Source organism: Janthinobacterium agaricidamnosum, assembly GCF_003667705.1.
GTDB lineage: Bacteria > Pseudomonadota > Gammaproteobacteria > Burkholderiales > Burkholderiaceae_D > Janthinobacterium.
In genome coordinates, this window is sequence record NZ_CP033019.1 from 3,037,176 (window position 1) to 3,053,592 (window position 16,417).

Annotated in this window: 15 protein-coding genes; 6 read left to right on the plus strand and 9 right to left on the minus strand. The window is 63.2% G+C overall.

Annotation, left to right across the window (positions count from 1 at the left end; translation table 11 throughout):
• Window positions 1–14: 14 nt before the first annotated feature.
• The 4 genes from D9M09_RS13645 to queE all read right to left on the minus strand — a co-directional run bounded on the left by D9M09_RS13645 (window position 15) and on the right by queE (window position 4,227).
• Window positions 15–2,378: a TonB-dependent hemoglobin/transferrin/lactoferrin family receptor gene (locus D9M09_RS13645; RefSeq protein WP_121669566.1), complete on the minus strand. Its 2,364-nt coding sequence runs from the start codon at window positions 2,376–2,378 to the stop codon at window positions 15–17.
• Window positions 2,379–2,633: 255 nt separating this feature from the next.
• Window positions 2,634–3,143, minus strand: a complete 510-nt coding sequence (gene tadA / locus D9M09_RS13650; protein WP_121669567.1) for a tRNA adenosine(34) deaminase TadA — start codon at window positions 3,141–3,143, stop codon at window positions 2,634–2,636.
• Window positions 3,136–3,582, minus strand: coding sequence for a 6-carboxytetrahydropterin synthase QueD (queD, locus tag D9M09_RS13655; protein ID WP_035819191.1), 447 nt, complete (start codon window positions 3,580–3,582; stop codon window positions 3,136–3,138). Before queD ends, tadA begins: the two co-directional genes overlap by 8 nt.
• 9 nt (window positions 3,583–3,591) lie before the next feature.
• Entirely contained in the window at window positions 3,592–4,227 is a 636-nt protein-coding gene (queE, locus tag D9M09_RS13660) for a 7-carboxy-7-deazaguanine synthase (RefSeq protein ID WP_070218406.1), read from the minus strand.
• 289 nt (window positions 4,228–4,516) lie between these two features.
• Here queE and D9M09_RS13665 point away from each other — a divergent pair, with 289 nt between their 5' ends.
• The 5 genes from D9M09_RS13665 (at window position 4,517) to D9M09_RS13685 (ending at window position 11,039) form a co-directional block, all read left to right on the plus strand.
• Window positions 4,517–5,416: a sensor histidine kinase gene (locus tag D9M09_RS13665; RefSeq protein WP_121669568.1), complete on the plus strand. Its 900-nt coding sequence runs from the start codon at window positions 4,517–4,519 to the stop codon at window positions 5,414–5,416.
• A 90-nt stretch (window positions 5,417–5,506) separates the two neighbouring features.
• On the plus strand, window positions 5,507–6,493 hold the full coding sequence (locus tag D9M09_RS13670) for a sensor domain-containing diguanylate cyclase (protein WP_070218408.1): 987 nt from the start codon (window positions 5,507–5,509) through the stop codon (window positions 6,491–6,493).
• Between the two features lie 138 nt (window positions 6,494–6,631).
• Complete coding sequence (locus D9M09_RS13675) at window positions 6,632–9,508, plus strand: M16 family metallopeptidase (protein WP_240453639.1); 2,877 nt, start codon at window positions 6,632–6,634, stop codon at window positions 9,506–9,508.
• A 161-nt stretch (window positions 9,509–9,669) separates the two neighbouring features.
• Window positions 9,670–10,443, plus strand: a complete 774-nt coding sequence (locus D9M09_RS13680; RefSeq protein WP_162995672.1) for a hypothetical protein — start codon at window positions 9,670–9,672, stop codon at window positions 10,441–10,443.
• Complete coding sequence (locus D9M09_RS13685) at window positions 10,440–11,039, plus strand: hypothetical protein (RefSeq protein WP_162995673.1); 600 nt, start codon at window positions 10,440–10,442, stop codon at window positions 11,037–11,039. Before D9M09_RS13680 ends, D9M09_RS13685 begins: the two co-directional genes overlap by 4 nt.
• A gap of 30 nt (window positions 11,040–11,069) precedes the next feature.
• Here D9M09_RS13685 and D9M09_RS13690 read toward each other — a convergent pair whose 3' ends face one another.
• Both D9M09_RS13690 and D9M09_RS13695 read right to left on the minus strand, forming a co-directional pair.
• The gene (locus D9M09_RS13690) at window positions 11,070–11,324 is read right to left on the minus strand and encodes a hypothetical protein (protein WP_121669572.1); all 255 of its coding nucleotides are present in this window, start codon (window positions 11,322–11,324) and stop codon (window positions 11,070–11,072) included.
• Between the two features lie 20 nt (window positions 11,325–11,344).
• The gene (locus tag D9M09_RS13695) at window positions 11,345–12,130 is read right to left on the minus strand and encodes a DNA/RNA non-specific endonuclease (protein WP_121671080.1); all 786 of its coding nucleotides are present in this window, start codon (window positions 12,128–12,130) and stop codon (window positions 11,345–11,347) included.
• A gap of 237 nt (window positions 12,131–12,367) precedes the next feature.
• Here D9M09_RS13695 and D9M09_RS13700 point away from each other — a divergent pair, with 237 nt between their 5' ends.
• Window positions 12,368–12,895 (plus strand): SRPBCC family protein, encoded by a 528-nt coding sequence (locus tag D9M09_RS13700; protein ID WP_121669573.1) that lies wholly within the window; start codon window positions 12,368–12,370, stop codon window positions 12,893–12,895.
• A 72-nt stretch (window positions 12,896–12,967) separates the two neighbouring features.
• Here the strand turns inward: D9M09_RS13700 and D9M09_RS13705 are convergent, their stop codons facing one another.
• The 3 genes from D9M09_RS13705 to D9M09_RS13715 are packed head-to-tail and all read right to left on the minus strand — an operon-like array spanning window position 12,968 to window position 16,416.
• Window positions 12,968–13,981: a response regulator gene (locus D9M09_RS13705; protein ID WP_121669574.1), complete on the minus strand. Its 1,014-nt coding sequence runs from the start codon at window positions 13,979–13,981 to the stop codon at window positions 12,968–12,970.
• Window positions 13,974–15,071 (minus strand): hybrid sensor histidine kinase/response regulator, encoded by a 1,098-nt coding sequence (locus D9M09_RS13710; protein ID WP_121669575.1) that lies wholly within the window; start codon window positions 15,069–15,071, stop codon window positions 13,974–13,976. Before D9M09_RS13710 ends, D9M09_RS13705 begins: the two co-directional genes overlap by 8 nt.
• A gap of 1 nt (window position 15,072) precedes the next feature.
• A complete protein-coding gene (locus D9M09_RS13715; RefSeq protein WP_070292310.1) occupies window positions 15,073–16,416 on the minus strand; it encodes a sensor histidine kinase in 1,344 nt (447 codons plus the stop codon).
• Window position 16,417: the final 1 nt, after the last annotated feature.

Here is a 16,417-nt window from a genome sequence, read left to right on the forward strand (position 1 = left end):
CTCCCCGGTAAAAATCAGAAATTGACGCTGAGGCTGGCGGCGACGTTGCGGCCCGGTTTGGCGTAGCGCTCGATCTCGGCGCGGCTGGCGGCCGTGGTGCCGGCGGCCAGGCTGCGCGAGGCGGCGTAGTCCCAGTACTTGCGATCCGTCAAGTTGTACACGCCGACGACGATCTTCGCGTTCTTGTGCACGTTCCAGTACGTCGACAGGTCGAAGATGGTGTACGACGGCACGGTAAACAGCGGGCCGGCATCGCCGATCAGCAGGTTTTCCGGCGCCTGCTTGGCGCCCGCATGCACGGCCGTCAGCGCCAGGCCGAACAGCTGGTTCGCATGGTCGTAGCCGAAGGTCAATGCCGACTTGGCGGGCGCCACCGAGTTCAGGCCGCCGCTCTCGCCCGTCTGGGTATTGAAGGAGCGGCCCTTGGCCACGCCCGTGGCCAGGTCCATGTGGTAGCCCTGCATGGCCGGCGCCCAGGCGCCCAGCTCGGCGCGCAGGGTCAGCTCGGCGCCCCAGGTGCGGGCATTGCCGATGTTTTCCGGGCGGAACAGGCCGCGCGTGATGGTCGGGTAGTTCACCGGATCATCTTTTTGCATCACGTAGTCGATCATGTCCGTGTATTCCGTCTGATAGACGGACGCGTGCATGCTCAAGCCCCTGGTGACGTCGCCCTTCAGGCCCAGTTCATACGCCTTGCTCGTTTCCTTGCGCAAGTTCGCATTGCCCAGCACGGCATAGCCCTGCCCCGTGCCCGTATAGCTGAACGAGTCGTAGGTGCCCGTGCGCTCGGCCGCCGTCGGCAGGCGCGTGCCGCGCGTGAAGGTGGCGTAGGCGTTCATCTGCGGCAAGACTTCCACGGACAGGCTCAGGCTGGGCGTGAAATAGGTGTCGCTCTCTTTGCGCACTTCCTTGGCCGCGTTCGGCACGGCGATCGCATAGGTTTGCAGGTTTTTCGGTTCGTTCTTGCGGTAGTCGGCACGCAAGCCCGGCGTCAGCACGGCTTTCTTGCCCGCCAGATTGAAACTGAAATCGTCGCGCACATACAGGGCCAGCTTGCTCGTGTCCATGTCGGCCATGCGGTTCTTGTTGGTGACCTGATGCTGGCCCGTGGCAACGATGACGCGGTCTTCGCGCCACGGACGGCGCGTTTTCAGCTGTTCCAGCTGCACGCCGTACAGCAGCGCGTTGTCCGCATTGAGCTGCTTGAACGCTTCCGACGTCAGGCCGATGCTGTCATTCTTGAAATTGGTATCGATGGCGCGCCGGGCCGGACTGCCGAACGTGTAGAGGCCTTGCGTCTTGTCCTCGGTTTTCGCGTTCTGCAGATAGACCTTCGACGTCAGGCGGTCGAACAGGGCGAAATCCTTGAGCACCACGTCGTGGCCCAGGCTCACGCGCGTGCGCTTGGTGGTGGAATCCTGCTGCACGCCCGTCGGATAATACGTGCTGACCTTGCTGCGCAGGTCGCGCTTGTTCTTGCGCTCGAACATGTCGACCGTCAAGTCCAGCTTCTGTTCGCCAGGCAAGGTCCACACGAGCTTGGACAGCAAGGCGTTCGAATGCCAGTCGTCCGGGTTGACGGGCGTGGTACCGCGGCTGTCCATCTGCTCGCCATCGCGGTGCACGTAGACGGCCAGGCCCTGCAGATTGGCGCCGAGCTTGGCGGCGCCCGTCAGCGTGTGCGCATTGCTGCGGTCGGCCGTGGCGCGGCCGTATTTATAGGCCACGTAATGGTCTTGCCCTTCGCCCAGGTAATCCTCGGGCGACTTGGTGATGAAGGCCACGCCGCCGCCCAGGCCGGGATTGGCGCCGCTGGCGGCCGTCGTGCCCGAATCGATGCGCACTTCGCGGAAGGTTTCCGGATCAAAATAATCACGGCCCGTGGCGAAAGCGTTGAGGGTGTTGCCGTCCGGCTTGGGCGCCGCGTCGGGCAGCGAGATGCCGTCGAGTTCCAGGCTGACCCGGTTGCCTTCCAGGCCGCGGATGTTGTAACCGGTATTGCCAGAGCCGTCCCACACGCTGCCGCTGCCGGAGGCCGCCGCCGGAGCACTGATCAAGGGCAAATAGCGCACGATGCCGCCCATCTCGGTGACATTGCGGCGCTCCAGGTCGTCCGCCGTGACGACCGTCTTGGTGCCGGCGCGGCGCTCATAGTCCTGCTTGGCGTTGACGACGATTTCCGGGAAGACAGGCAACTTGGCCGGCTCCTGAGCGGCCGTGCCCGCATTGATGGCGGCCGTCTGCGCGAGAGCAGGCAGCATCGGCGCCGCGAACAGGCCCAGCAAGGCGGCGCGCAGCACCAGGTTATGGCGGCGGGCAGGCAGATGAGCTGAGAATACGACGGGTGCAGCGGTGCGCTGCGGAAGCACAGTAGTCATGATGGTCCGGTTTAAGAGTGGAGGCTGGCTCTTGAACCCGGATCGATAACGAAAGTGTTAACGATGCATAAGGAAAGTTTGCTGGCGAAAACAATACTGTAACACGAATCATTCTCATTTGAGAATGGCAATTGGTCTAGACAGATGTTATTTCGCAACAATTGTAAAAAAGCCAGCCGGATGGCTGGCAAGGGATGACTGACAAGGCATGGCTGACATTCTGGCAAAGCCATGGCGGCCCTGCCCTGCCCGGCGTCAGGTAGCCGGATTGGCCAGCTTGCGCGCTTCCGCCTGCGAACGGCGGCGCTCGGCAAAGAAACGCTTGAGGAAGGCGCCGCACTCGTCGGCCAGCACCCCGCCTGCGATGGCCGTCTGGTGGTTCAGCGCGGGCTGCTCGAACAGGTTCAGCACGGAGCCGCAGGCGCCCGTCTTCGGGTCGCCCGCACCGTACACCACGCGCGCCAGCCGGGCATGCAGCATGGCGCCCGAGCACATCACGCACGGCTCCAGGGTCACGTACAGCTCGCAGCCGGGCAAGCGGTAGTTGCCCAGCTTTTCGGCGGCGGCGCGCAAGGCCATCACTTCCGCGTGCGCCGTGGGGTCGTGGCGGCCGATGGGCTGGTTGTAGCCGACGGCGATGACTTCCCCGTCCTTGACAACGACGGCGCCGACGGGCACTTCGCCCAGGTCCCACGCGTGCTGGGCCTGCTCCAGGGCCAGCTGCATGTAGCGCGCGTCCTGCGCGCCAGCGTGCATTTCAGTCATCGGTCACTTCTGCCCAGCAATTTGGCGTTTCATGCAGCACCAGCTTATGCAGGTGCAAGCCCGTGCCGAAATGGTCGGTGAACGCCGCTTTCAGGATCTCGAAGGCGATGCGCGCCAGGTTTTCCACGGTCGGGATGCGGTCGATGACGACGGTTTTATGGTCGGGCAGGCTGGCCAGGAAATCGCGCACGGCCGTGTCTTTCTCGTAGACGAGGAAGGCGTGGTCCCACACATCGACCAGGTGCTGCTTGGCCAGGGTTTTCACATCGGAAAAATCCATGATCATGCCATTGTCGGAATTGCCTTCCGCTTCGATGACCTTGCCGACCAGCGTGATTTCCACCGTGTAGCGGTGGCCGTGCAGGTTGCGGCACTGGCTTTTGTGGTCGGGAATGCGGTGGCCCGCGTCGAATTCGAGCTTGCGTGTGATAGTCAGCATATTGTTTTATTAAGGTATTTGCAGGAGTTTATGGGTTTGCAGGCTCAGCTTCCACTTCGGGTTGCTTTTGCACGTCTCGATGGCCAGCTTCATGTTGTGCGCGGCCAGGGGGCCGTCCATCGCCTGCACGAAGAAGTTCTCGAAGTCGAGCCCTTCGTAGGCGGCCAGGTCTTGCTGGAACTGGGGGATGACGACCTTGATCTCATTGCCCTTGTGGACGACCAGTGTCGAACCCATCTTCGGGCTGACGCAGATCCAGTCCACGCCGGCCGGCACGGGCAAGGTGCCGTTGGTTTCGATGGCGATGGTAAAACCCACCGCGTGCATGGCGTCGATCAGGGCCGTGTCCAGCTGCAGCAGCGGTTCGCCGCCCGTAAACACCACGTATTTGCTCGGCGCGTAGCTGGCCGGCCACAGGCTGTCGATCAGCGCGGCCAGCTCCTCGGGCGTCTTGAACTTGCCGCCCAGTTCGCCATCGGTGCCGACGAAATCCGTGTCACAGAACTGGCACACGGCCGTGGCGCGGTCGCTTTCGCGGCCCGTCCACAGATTGCATCCGGAAAAGCGGCAAAACACGGCCGGACGGCCCGCGTGCGCACCTTCGCCCTGCAGGGTGTAAAAAATCTCTTTGATGCTATAAGTCACTGTATTTCCTAAGAGCTGGCCGGCACATCGCGCATGGATGCGGGCGCGCCCGGCGCAAAACACCTGGCCGGGGCGTGAAGCCGATTGACAACCCTCTATTATATGCCGCCGCGACACTTCCCGTGCAAATGCCGTGCCTGCTGTCTGGCGCCGCGGCATCCGGCAGCAAGAAAGCCACAGCGGCCGGCAAAACTGCGCAGCTTTTGCGTTTAGACAATATAAATAACCCAAGGTTAATATATTTTCTGTAAGAACATTGCCTGTTGGAAAACATTTAGGGAGCGAGAAAATGATGCAACGCTGGCTACGCCCGCCGTGTCGCCTGAGCATTCTGGCTTGCCTGGCGGCCGGCGCACTCGCTTCCCTGCACGCCGGTTACGCCGCCGGCCCGATACTGCAGACCGGCACGCCCTTGCCCCTGATGCTGGCCTGCGCCATCCTGTGCGGTGCGCTGGCGCTGATGCTGTGGCGCCAGCACCGCCTGGCGCTGCGCCAGCGGGCGCTGGAACAGCTGCGTGCGGACGCCGAGCAGGAGCGCCTGGCCAGCGGGCAGCAGCAGGCGCGCGAACAAGAGCGCCAGCGCATCGGGCGCGACATCCACGACGACCTGGGCCAGCATCTGCTGACCTTGAAGATCGACCTGTCCATGCTGCAGACCAGCACGCATGGCACGGCGCCCCAGCTGGCGCAGCAACTGGCCGTGATCGTGCGCAATGTCGACCTCAGCATCGCTGCACTGCGCTGCGTCATCCATGACTTGCGCCCGCCCGCCCTCGACGCCGGGCTGCAAGCAGCATGCGAAGAGCTGCTGGCCGACTTCCGGCGCACCACGGGCATCGATTGCCGCTGCGATTACCGGCTCGATGCCGCCGCCGGCCGCGCGCACGGCGCCTTGCTGTACCACGTGGTGCAGGAAGCGCTGGCCAATATCGCCCGCCACGCGCGCGCCACGCATGTCCGGCTGTGCCTGCAGCAAGCGGGCGCCACCGTGGAATGCCGCATCCGCGACGACGGCATCGGGCTGCCGGGCTCGCCGCCGCGCCTCGGTTGCGGCCTGTCCGGCATGCATGAGCGCGTGGCCGCCGCCGGCGGCAGCCTGCACATCGACAGCCGCAGCGGCGCCGGCACCACCTTGCGCCTGTCGCTGCCGCTGCCGGTCCGCCATGACGAGGCGATGGCCCATCGCTGAAAATATTGCTCAATATCAACACCTTCGGCCCGCCACGCTGCATCATGGCCAACGAACCAGCCCCCACTCACGCCCAAGAAGGATGCTTTCATGCCGGATAGCCACGCACATGCCAGCGTATCACCGTATGGTGAAGCCCAGGGTTTCGCCGTCAAGATGATGGAATTACTGGTCGTGCCCACCTTCGTACTCGATGTGCATGGCAGGGTGATGATCTGGAACCGCGCCTGCGAGCAGCTGACGGGCGTGCCAGCGTCCGAAGTGCTGGGCGCGCGCGAGCCGGGCCGCTGCTTTTACAACGACGAGCGCCCCACCCTGGCCGACCTGCTGCTGTCCGGGCGCGGCGGCGACATGCGCGCCCTGCATGCCCAGCAACAATATCGCAGCGGCACGGGCAGCAACCTGTGCGCGGAAAACTGGTGCGACATGCCGCGCACGGGGCGGCGGCGCTACCTGGCCGTCGATGCCAGTCCCATCCATGGCAATCACGGTGAACTGATCGCCGTGGTCGAAACCCTGCGCGACATGACCGATGAAAAACGCGCGCAGGTGGAACTGGAACGCCTGGCCACGCGCGATGGCTTGACGGGGCTGGCCAACCGGCGTTGCTTTGACGACACCATCCTGGCCGAGTGGCAGCGCGCGCAGCGGCAGGAGCAGCCCCTGTCGCTGCTGATGGTCGACGTCGACAATTTCAAGGAATATAACGACAGCCACGGCCACCAGGGCGGCGACCTGTGCCTGCGCAAGGTGGCCGGCGCCGTGGCCAGCGAAATGCGCACGAACGACCTGGTGGCCCGCTACGGCGGCGAAGAATTTGCCGTCATCCTGCCGAACCAGTCGCTCAAGGGCGCGGCCATCGTGGCCGAACGCATCCGCCAGCGCGTGGAACGGCTGCAGCTGCCGCGCAAGCGTCCCGACGGCGCCTGCGTCACCGTCAGCATCGGCGCCGCCACGGCCCTGCCCGGTCCCGGCACGGAACTGGGGCAGTTGATCCACACGGCCGACTGCGCCCTGTACCGCGCCAAGCACTTGGGCCGCAACCGCATCAGCCTGCCGGAAACGACGCTGACCTGAGCACCGGTCCCTGCGGCACGCCTTGCCTGCCCTGACGCCCCCCTTCATGCCAAAACGCCTTGCCCCTATGCACGGCGGCATGAATATTCTATGCTGCGGCGTTGCACTTTCATAACATCCAAAAAAGAAGGAGCCCCCGTGTCAAGAATCATGCCCGCTTTATTACCCGTTTTCGCCCTGGCCCTGTCGGCCATGGCCGCGTCGAACCTGGGTGCGGCGCCCGTCAAACCGGCCGCCGCCCACGGCGCCACCGCCGCCAAGGCCGATTTGCTGCCGTTCAAGGCCACGGAAAAAACCCTGGCCAACGGTTTGAAAATCATCATCGTGCCGACGGGCTTCCCGAACCTGGTCTCGCTGCAGATTCCCGTACAGACGGGTTCGCGCAATGAAGTCGAACCGGGCAAGTCCGGTTTCGCGCATTTCTTCGAGCACATGATGTTCCGCGGCACCAAGGCCTATCCGCCCGAGAAATACCAGGAAGTCATTACCCGCGCCGGCGCGCGCCAGAACGCCTATACGAGCGACGACCTGACCAATTACCACACGACGTTTGCCAAGCAGGACCTGGAAACCGTGCTGAAAGTGGAGGCGGACCGCTTCCAGCACCTCGACTATGCGGAAGACGCGTTCAAGACGGAATCGCGGGCCGTGCTGGGCGAATACAACAAGAACAGCGCCAATCCCGTCTCGAAACTGTTCGAAGTGATGCGCGACAGCGCCTACACGACGCATACCTACAAGCATACGACGATGGGTTTTATCCAGGACATCGAAGACATGCCGAACCAGTACGCGTACTCGAAACTGTTCTTCGACCGCTGGTACCGACCCGAGCGCACCACCATCATCATCGCCGGCGACGTGGAGCCGCAGCAGGCGATCGCGCTGGTGGAAAAGTACTGGAGCGGCTGGCAGCGCGGCAAGCAGCAGGCGGCCGTGCCCGTCGAACCCGCGCCGCGCGGCCCCGTCTACAAGCACGTGGCCTGGCCCACGCCGACCCTACCGTGGGTAGCCGTGGGCTTCCACGCGCCCGCGTTTTCCGTCAAGGACAAGGACCAGGCGGCGCTGGCGACCTTGCTGTCGCTGTCGTTCGGCCGCACCTCGCCGCTGTATAAACGCCTGGTGCAGAACGAACAGAAGGTCGACCAGTTGTTCGAGATGACGCCGGACCGCGTCGATCCGACCCTGGCCGTGCTGGGCGCGCGCGTGAAAAACATCGATGACGCCGTCTACGTGCGCGACGCGATATTGGCCACCGTGGCGCAGCTGCGCGACACGCCGGTGAGCGAAAAAGACCTGGCGGACGCCAAGTCGGCCGAAAAATACGGCTTGATCCGCTCGCTCGACAACACGGAGCAGATCGCCGGCACCCTGGCCTCGTTCGTGCATTTCGACCGCTCGTATGCCACCATCAACCAGTACTACCGCCTGATCGACACGCTCACGCCGGCCGACCTGCAGGCGGCCGCGCGCAAATACCTGACGGATGACGGCCTGGTGGTGACCACCCTGTCGCACCAGCCGATGGCAGCCGCCATCGCCACCACGCCAAAGCTGGCCAGCCTGCTGCCGGCCGCCTCGAACGCGAAGTTCGACGTGCTGGTGCAAAAGTCCGCGCTGCCGCAAATCCGCTACAAGCTGCTGTTTACGGCCGGTTCCGCGCAAGATCCGCAAGGCAAGGAAGGCCTGGCCGCGCTGACGGCCGCGATGGTGGCGTCGGGCGGCTCGTCCGAGCGCAAGATCGACGAAGTCAACCAGGCACTGTTCCCGCTCGCCGGCAGTTTCAGCCAGCAGACGGACAAGGAAATGACGACGTTTACGGGTTCCATCCACAAGGATAACTGGACCCAGTTCAACGCCATCGCCCTGCCGCTGCTGCTCTCGCCCGGTTTCCGCGAAGACGACTTCCGCCGCCTGAAGGATGCGCAAAAGAACGCGCTGCTGCTGGACCTGAAGGACAACAACGAAGAGGAATTCGCCAAGGAACGCCTGCAAACCAATGTGTATGCGGGCACGCCGTACGGCCATCCCGTACTGGGCACGGTCGCCGGCATCGACGCCATCACCCTGGACGACGTGAAACAGTTCTGGCAGACGGCGTATGTGCAGGGCGCCGTGAAGGTGGGCATTTCCGGCGACGTGTCCGAGGCCATGACGGCGTCGCTGACACAGGCGCTGGCAAGCCTGCCGGCCGGCCCCGGCTTGCCGGCCACCGTCAAGCCCGCGGGCCGCAAGGCGCAGGGACTGGAAGTGGAAATCATCGAGAAAAACACGCGCGCCACGGCCATCTCGTTCGGCCTGCCGCTGGAGGTGACGCGCACGCACCCGGACTTCCCCGCTCTGTGGCTGGCGAAAACGTGGCTGGGCGAGCACCGCGCCTCGAATTCCTATCTGTACCAGCGCATCCGTGAAATCCGCGGCATGAACTACGGCGATTACGCGTACATCGAAGCTTTCCCGCGCGGCATGTATCAGTTCTTCCCGAATCCGAACCTGGGCCGCAAGGCGCAGCTGTTCGAAATCTGGGTCCGCCCCGTGGCGCCGGACAATGCCCACTTCGCCCTGCGCGTGGCGCTGACGGAATTGGGCAAGCTCATCGACAACGGCCTGACGCAGGACGATTTCGCCACCACGCGCGACTACCTGATGAAGAACGTCTTCGTCATGACCTCGACGCAGGACCAGCAACTCGGTTACGCGCTCGATTCGCAATGGTATGGCACGCCCGAGTTCACCAGGCTGATGCGTGACGGCTTGTCGAAACTGACGGTACAAGACGTCAACCGCGCCATCAAACAGCACTTGTCGGCGAAGAACCTGTCCGTGGTGATCGTCGCCAAGGATGCGGCCGGCTTGAAGGAAAAGCTCGTCAGCGACGCGTTTTCTCCCATCAAGTATGACGGCAACAAGCCGCAGGCCCTGCTCGATGAAGACAAGGTCATCGGCGCGATGCAGCTGAACATCAAGCCGGAGGCCGTCACCGTGACGCCGGCGGCGCAGGCGTTTGCGAAGTAAGCCGGCGCAGCATCAACCCCATCCGATGCAGACCGTCGGATGGGGTTCCGTTCCGCACGGGCGCCTGCCGCTCACTTTGCCGTAGCAAATTCATAGCACATATATTCCTCATGACATCCGAAGTAGTAGATTCCCCACGAGCAGAAACGCTCCCGCCGACCATGCCTGACAGCAGCCAGGCGAGACGCCCGCGTCCTGCAGCCGTCACGGTGACTGCCTATCTGTTACTCATGAACGCGGGCGGCGCGGTCATTTATTTCCTGCTGTTCGGCCGCCACACGGCGTCCGGTGCGCTGCAGTTACTTGAAGCATCTGGCTATGCCGACTTTTTCATTGCGATTGGCCTGCTCCGCGCGCAGCGGTGGGCGCGCATGGCCTACGTCATTGCGGGCATGATCGGCATAGGGGTGATGATCGCCATCGAATCGCCGGCACAGGGCAGCCTCGCCCTGCGACTGCTGTTCGCCGTACCGGCATTCGCGACCTTCCTCTACCTGCTGTACCGTGAGGATGCCCGGCTCTACTTTGCATCAGCGAAACTGCCCCGCCCCAGCCCTGGCGGCCGGCGGCGCATCGGCGCCTACCTCTACATCATCGCTGCCGTCTATGCTTACTGGTGCCTCAATGCGATTGTACTGGGCATTACAGAGATCTATCCGGCAAGCCTGCATCGCGACAAGCTGATCTTTATTGCCTTGCCGGTCATTTTGATCGCGGAGTGGGTGGGCAACACACCGGGACGCCTGGCCAGGGCCAGCATCCTGTCCATCGCATTCGCCCTGTACCTGGCGCAGATGTTTTTCTATAAATATATCTCACCGTACGCCGTTCAAATTGGGCCATCGCTGTGGCAACTGCGGAACTGGGCCATCGGCATGAGCTGCATCGCAATTGCCCTGCATTATCTGCAGTGGTCACGGGGTGCGCGGAAATGATGATCAGCGCTGACGCTGCACAAGCGATGATATTGCAGTTCTGCGAAGGCGACACGCAGTCGCCGCACTACATGAAGCACGCGATCCAGTGTTGCGTCCTGTCCGAACGCGGCGACTACTGGATCATCCGTGCCAATTCAGAGGCATATGTGGTACATGGCCGCAGCGAGTATTGCTACGTCGGCGTCAATGCATTCTTGCTTGACGTCCTGTCAGGCAAGATCGAGACCGTTGTGAGCGGAAACCGTGTCAGTCACTACCTGCAGGATAAATATGACGTCCGCGACGCGGCCGGCCAAGCTTACGTGCTCGAACCTGCCTTTGAGCGATCAGACAAAGCAGCAGTCGTCCGCCTGCGGCAAACCCTAGCTTGTCGCTTGCCCCACGCCCTGGCGCTGCTGTCGCCTGAACATCGCAGCTGGCTGACGGGCCAGCGTCGCGTGATGCAGTGGGCGCAACGCGAGCTCATGGCAAATGGCGTGGCAACCGAAGTTATGCTGCGCCCGGGGTCGGGCGGCGCATTGCATATTCCAGAGCAAATCTGGCATTGGGATTTGCTGCTGGCCGAACTCAAGCGGCTTCCGGGCCTGGTCTGACGATACTAAAGCGGCCCGGCCATGGCCAACTCACTCGAAGGGATTGGCCACCGACGTCACCTCGGGCGGCGGCAGCTGGTCCGGCAGTTCCCGCTTTTCCAGCTGCGCCACCACGTCGGCCAGCAGCTTTTGCAGCTGCTTCGCCAGCGCCAGGCCCGGCTTGTCCAGGGTCAGGTCGATGTCGCCGCTGATGCTGATGCGGTCGACGCGGTTTTCGATGGTCAGACTGCCGATTTCCAGCACATCGCTTTCATTGGCATACGGGACGAATTTCTTTGCGCACATGGCATTTCCTCTCAAGGCGATTATTTTTTGGACTTGCTATTGATCTTCGGCAAACTCAGCATGCGCAGTTTCTGCTGGCGCGTCAGCGACGGTAACAGATCGATGCCTATCCTGTCTTCCAGTTGCGCAATGCTCAGCACTTCATACGTCTTCGTGTCGACGTTTTCAATGAAGTAGGCGGCGCCGGCGCGCTGGCGCGGGCTGTACACGGCCTTGTACAGATGACTGGGCACAATGACTCTTCCCACCTTGCGCAGGTTGCCGCCGATAAAAGCCGGCCCCGTGATCACGTACAGGTCGCCCTCTTTCTTCGCCATCTTGCGCACGGCGCCCTCGATGCCGGCCCACACATAGCGGTTGTTGCGCGCGTCTTGCGGCACCATGTTAGCCAAGGTAAAGCTGTCGCGCTGGCTCTGGCGGTCCGGCATGTCGCCGTTGGGCGCCATGTGACCACGGTCGAAGCCGCTGCGCGCGTAGTCGGCCAATTCGGCGCGCTGGGCGGCGGGCAGCTTGCGTTCAGCGTGAAAGGAGTTTTCGCGCGACAAATCCTGCGCCGCTTCCAGATTGTTGGCCGTCAAGTGCTCGGCCGACCACAGCGGCGTGCGCGTGATACCCGAGTGCATGACGCCAAACACGTTGTAGCACAGCTCTTTGGTTGCCACGTCCAGCTTGGGGTTGGTGATTTCCGGCTTGCGGCCGTCGACGTAGTGGGCGGGACAGGCATCGGCATGCGCCAGGTTCGCGGCAAAGGCGGAAGCCAGCACGCCGCACGCCAGGGTCAGCCTGGCGATCGTTCCTTGAATCATATTTCCCTTTGAAATCTTTGCAGGCCAGCATTCTAGCGGACGGCGGCCCTCGCCACAAACCGGCACCAGCCTGGCGTGCGCGCCTGTGCGGGGCGGCAAATTGGCGTGCAGGCAGGCGTACAAGCGGCCCTGCGCAAAGCCGGCGCAAATAAAGGCCAACAGGCCGCGCACGGCCATTCATATCTGCTAAGATTGCCTTGATTCGTTCGCATCGACCATTCAAGATTTGGAGAGCATATGATCAAAAAAACCCTGCTGCTGATCGTTGTCGTCGTCGCCGCCATCCTCGGCTATGCCACCACCAAGCCCGACACCTTCAGTGTCCAGCGCGAAATCACCATCAAGGCCCCGCCCGAGAAAATCGCCGGCCTGATCACGGACTTCCATTACTGGGCCGCCTGGTCGCCGTGGGAAAAGCTCGATCCGGCCATGCGCCGCACGTTTACGGGCCCGGCCAATGGCCTGGGCGCGCAGTATGCATGGCAAGGCAATGACAAGGTGGGCGCCGGCCGCATGGAAATCACGGAGGCGGCCCAGCCCGAACGCACCGTCATCAAGCTGGACTTCCTCAAGCCGTTTGAAAGCCACAACACCACCACCTTTACCATGACTCCCGAGGGCGACGGCACCAAGGTGAACTGGACCATGACCGGCCCCAGCCCTTACGTCAGCAAGGTCATGACAGTCTTCGTCAGCATGGACAGGATGATCGGCAAGGATTTTGAAAAAGGCTTGAACAACCTGAAGGCAGCTGCGGAACGCTAAGTCTGCTCGCAGCACATGGCAACAGGGCCCGCGCGGCCCTGTTTTATTTGGCGCTCCCCCTTGCGGGCCCCGTCAGAATTGCTCGATCCAGGCGGCCAGGTGGTCCGGCGTGAGCGCCGGTTCGGCCTGCACCACCTTGCCCTGCAAACCCAGGTCCGTCTTGCTCAGCTGCAGCGACCAGCCGCGCCGCGCCAGCCACAACAAGCTGGCCAGCCAGAACGAGTGGATGGCCGAGACGGGCGCCGTGGTCGGCGTTTCCAGAAATTCCGTCAACAGCCGGCCATCGAGGAACAGCGCCGTGCCGCCCTGGTTTTGCAGCGCCGCGCCAAACACGGGCAGCAGCATGTCGATCGCCTGCTCCACGCCGCGCCCCGGATGCTCGCGCTCGAGCGTGTCGAGCTGCTGGCGCACGGCGGCAGCAAAGGCCGTGCCGCGGAAGGCTTCCGAACTGACCAGGTCGGCATAATCCATCAGCAGCCAGTCCGGCTCGGGCGGCGTGACGCCGGCCGTCAGGGCCGCCGACAGATACGCTTCCACAGGCAGCTGCTGTTCCGGACCGGCCAGGCTGGCGCACAAGGCGTACAGGGTGCCGATGCGGTTGGCGACGGCTTGCCGCTGGCGCACCATCAGCTTTTCGCGCAGCAACTGGGCGTGTTCATTGCGCAGCCGCGCCAGTTCCAATGCCTGCTTGAGTTCCATGCGCAACGCCGCGATATCCCATGGCTTCTGGATGTAGCGGTGGATCTGCCCCTGGTTGACGGCTTCCACCGTGTGCTCGAGCTCTGAATACGCGGTGGTCAGGATGCGCACGATGTGCGGATGGCGGTCCCAGCAATACGACAGCAGCTCGTTGCCGTAGGCGCCGGGCATGCGCTGGTCGGAGACCAGCACGGCGATGCGGTCGGCCTGCTCGTCGAGTATGCGCTTGCCTTCCTCGACCGAAGTGGCCGTCAGCACGTCGGCCAGCGGCGCGATGGCGCGCTGGAAGTATTTGAGGGCGTTGGCCTCATCATCGACATAGAGTATCGTCGGCAAGCCTTGCGCCGGCTCACGCTGAGCCGGTAAACGCAGATTGGCGTCAATCATGCTCGTTCCTTATATGTACTGGAAAATTCAGGGTTACCGTGGTGGAAGTGTCAAATTCGGTGGCGATATCGAGGTTGCCGCCGAACGACTGCATCATGCGGTGGCAAAACACCATGCCCCAGCCCTTGCCTTCGCCGCCACCGGCACTGACGGGGTCACTCAACAGCTGTGTAACGATCTCGGGGGCGATGCCGGCGCCATTGTCGCGCACCGCGATGCGGCCCGCATCGATACGGATGCCGATCGCAGGACGGGCTTGCTCGCCGGCCGAACGCAAGGCATTCGCCAGCACCGACGATAAAATCAGCGCGACGCAATTGGGCGACTCGGCAATGGAGAAATCGTCGCCCACTTCCACCGTAATGGCGGCGCGCTGGTCCGTGCTCAAGGGATAGCTGTCGAGCAAGGCATCCAGCAGCTGGCGCGCGCTGCCGGCGCGGCGTCCGCCCTGCATGCCGGGCCCGGCGCTGGCCAGGCGCACCGTGTCGACAAAGCTGGCCAGCACGGACAAACAATAGCGCGCATTGTCGTGCATCAAGGCGGCCGCTTCGCCGATCTCGGCCTGCGGTGCGGCGTCCGCCTGCGCGCGGCGCGCAATGCCGCGCGCAAAATTGGCGATGGCCGCCAGCGGCGTGTTCAATTCATGCGCGAGAAAGGCCAGCGATTCCTCCATCGCCACCAGGCCCTGGCGGCGGGCGGCGCGCTCGCGTCCCGTCTGCACGGCCAGCTGCAGCGCCGCTTGCATGGCGGCCAGGTCGAGCGGTTTTTCCAGCAAACGGAACAAGGTGCCGCCGTTGATCAGCTCGAGCAGCACGTCCTTGTCTGCATACGCGGTGACGAGCATGCAGACGATGTGCGGATAGCGCTGCGCCACTTCCTGCAGCAATTCGCTGCCCAGGCGGTCCGGCATGCGGTAATCGGTGACGAGCACGTCGATCTGGCCGGCCTCGTCTTCCAGCAAGGCCAGCGCAGCATCGACGCTCTGCGCCGTCAGTACGCGGTAGCGCTGGCCGACGGCGCGCTCGAAATACTTGCAGGCGAGCGCTTCGTCGTCCACGTACAGCACGCTGGCGCGGCTATCGTTATCCATGCTAGCGGCCCTCCCAGTCGGAACGCTGCAAGTCGAAATTCATGCTGGCCCATACACCCAGCTCGCTTTCGGCGGAGAGGGTGCCGCCGTGGCGCTCGATCACGCCATAGCTGATGCTCAGGCCCAGGCCCAGGCCCTGCCCCACTTCGCGCGTGGTGAAGAACGGTTCGAACACGCGCGCCAGATTTTCCGGGGCGATACCGGGGCCGTTGTCGCGCACGCTGATGCGCAGGCGGTTGTCATCCCAGTGGGCCGTGATGCGGATCTCGAACGGCGGCGCATTGCCCTTGCGCATGGACAGCACGGCATTGCCCAGCAAATTGATCAGCACGCCCACGATGGCCGCCTCGTCGCCGCGCACCAGGGTGTCGACCGGCAAGTCGTGGCTGATGCTGACATTCTTCGTTTCGTGACCCACGAGGCGGATGGCGGCCTCGAGCGCGCTGCGAAACTGGAAGTGGCCCGTTTCCAGCTGGTTGCCGCTCTTGCGGTAGGCAAAGGTTTTCAAATCGGACACGATGTGCTGCACGCGCAGCATGCCCTGCTTGGCGTCGGCCAGGCATTCGCTGACCAGCGCGCTTTGCTTGGCGGCCGGGTCTTCGATGGCCACCTCGATGGCCATCATGCAGAAATTCACGGGGTTGTTTACCTCGTGCAGCATGCCGGCGGCCAGGGTGCCGATGGCGGCCATCTTCTCTTGCTGCAGCATCTGTCCCTTGATATCGGCCAGGCTTTTATTCGTTTCTTCCAGCTGCGTGTTCTTTTGCGCCACCTCCGCCTTCAGCTGGAACAGCATGAAGCGGGCGCGTTCGTTAAAATAGGTAAATACGGCGCTGATGCTGGCCGACATGATGAGGAATAAACAGTTGACGACAAACGTGCTCGGCAAGTCGAAACCGCCGGCATGCCAGGCGCACGCAGCCACGTACAGCAGGCAGGAAATCGCGCCAAAGACCATATTTTGCCACAGGCCGAAGGCCAGCACGATGCCCGATGAATAGATGGCCAGGGTCATGCCCACATAATAGATCGAGGTGGCGCCTTCCGTGACGGCGATCATCCAGGCGATCATGATTTGCGGCAGGATCAGCCAGACAAAGGTCAGTCCCTGGATGCGGTCTTGCGCCCAGCGCGTGCGCATGGCCAGCACGACGCAAAAGATCAGCACGGACACGACGATGCGCGCGCTGGTGAACGCCGACTGTTTGTCCGGATACAGGGCCGAATCGAGGCCCATGCCCAGCAGGATCAGCACGATGCCCGTGTAGGCCCCGCCGCGGCTGAATTCCAGGCGGAAGTCGCGCAAAACGGCCGTGTAGCCGGCGTGCAGGCCTGGGGTATCCATG

Bases quoted from the DNA above. Each gene is read 5' to 3' on its own strand.
- D9M09_RS13695 (WP_121671080.1), bottom strand. From the start codon at position 12,130: ATGATTCAAGGAACGATCGCCAGGCTGACCCTGGCGTGCGGCGTGCTG.
- queD (WP_035819191.1), bottom strand. From the start codon at position 3,582: ATGCTGACTATCACACGCAAGCTCGAATTCGACGCGGGCCACCGCATT.
- D9M09_RS13700 (WP_121669573.1), top strand. From the start codon at position 12,368: ATGATCAAAAAAACCCTGCTGCTGATCGTTGTCGTCGTCGCCGCCATC.
- D9M09_RS13645 (WP_121669566.1), bottom strand. From the start codon at position 2,378: ATGACTACTGTGCTTCCGCAGCGCACCGCTGCACCCGTCGTATTCTCA.
- D9M09_RS13670 (WP_070218408.1), top strand. From the start codon at position 5,507: ATGCCGGATAGCCACGCACATGCCAGCGTATCACCGTATGGTGAAGCC.
- D9M09_RS13680 (WP_162995672.1), top strand. From the start codon at position 9,670: ATGCCTGACAGCAGCCAGGCGAGACGCCCGCGTCCTGCAGCCGTCACG.
- tadA (WP_121669567.1), bottom strand. From the start codon at position 3,143: ATGACTGAAATGCACGCTGGCGCGCAGGACGCGCGCTACATGCAGCTG.
- D9M09_RS13685 (WP_162995673.1), top strand. From the start codon at position 10,440: ATGATGATCAGCGCTGACGCTGCACAAGCGATGATATTGCAGTTCTGC.
- D9M09_RS13705 (WP_121669574.1), bottom strand. From the start codon at position 13,981: ATGATTGACGCCAATCTGCGTTTACCGGCTCAGCGTGAGCCGGCGCAA.
- D9M09_RS13715 (WP_070292310.1), bottom strand. From the start codon at position 16,416: ATGGATACCCCAGGCCTGCACGCCGGCTACACGGCCGTTTTGCGCGAC.
- D9M09_RS13710 (WP_121669575.1), bottom strand. From the start codon at position 15,071: ATGGATAACGATAGCCGCGCCAGCGTGCTGTACGTGGACGACGAAGCG.
- D9M09_RS13665 (WP_121669568.1), top strand. From the start codon at position 4,517: ATGATGCAACGCTGGCTACGCCCGCCGTGTCGCCTGAGCATTCTGGCT.
- D9M09_RS13690 (WP_121669572.1), bottom strand. From the start codon at position 11,324: ATGTGCGCAAAGAAATTCGTCCCGTATGCCAATGAAAGCGATGTGCTG.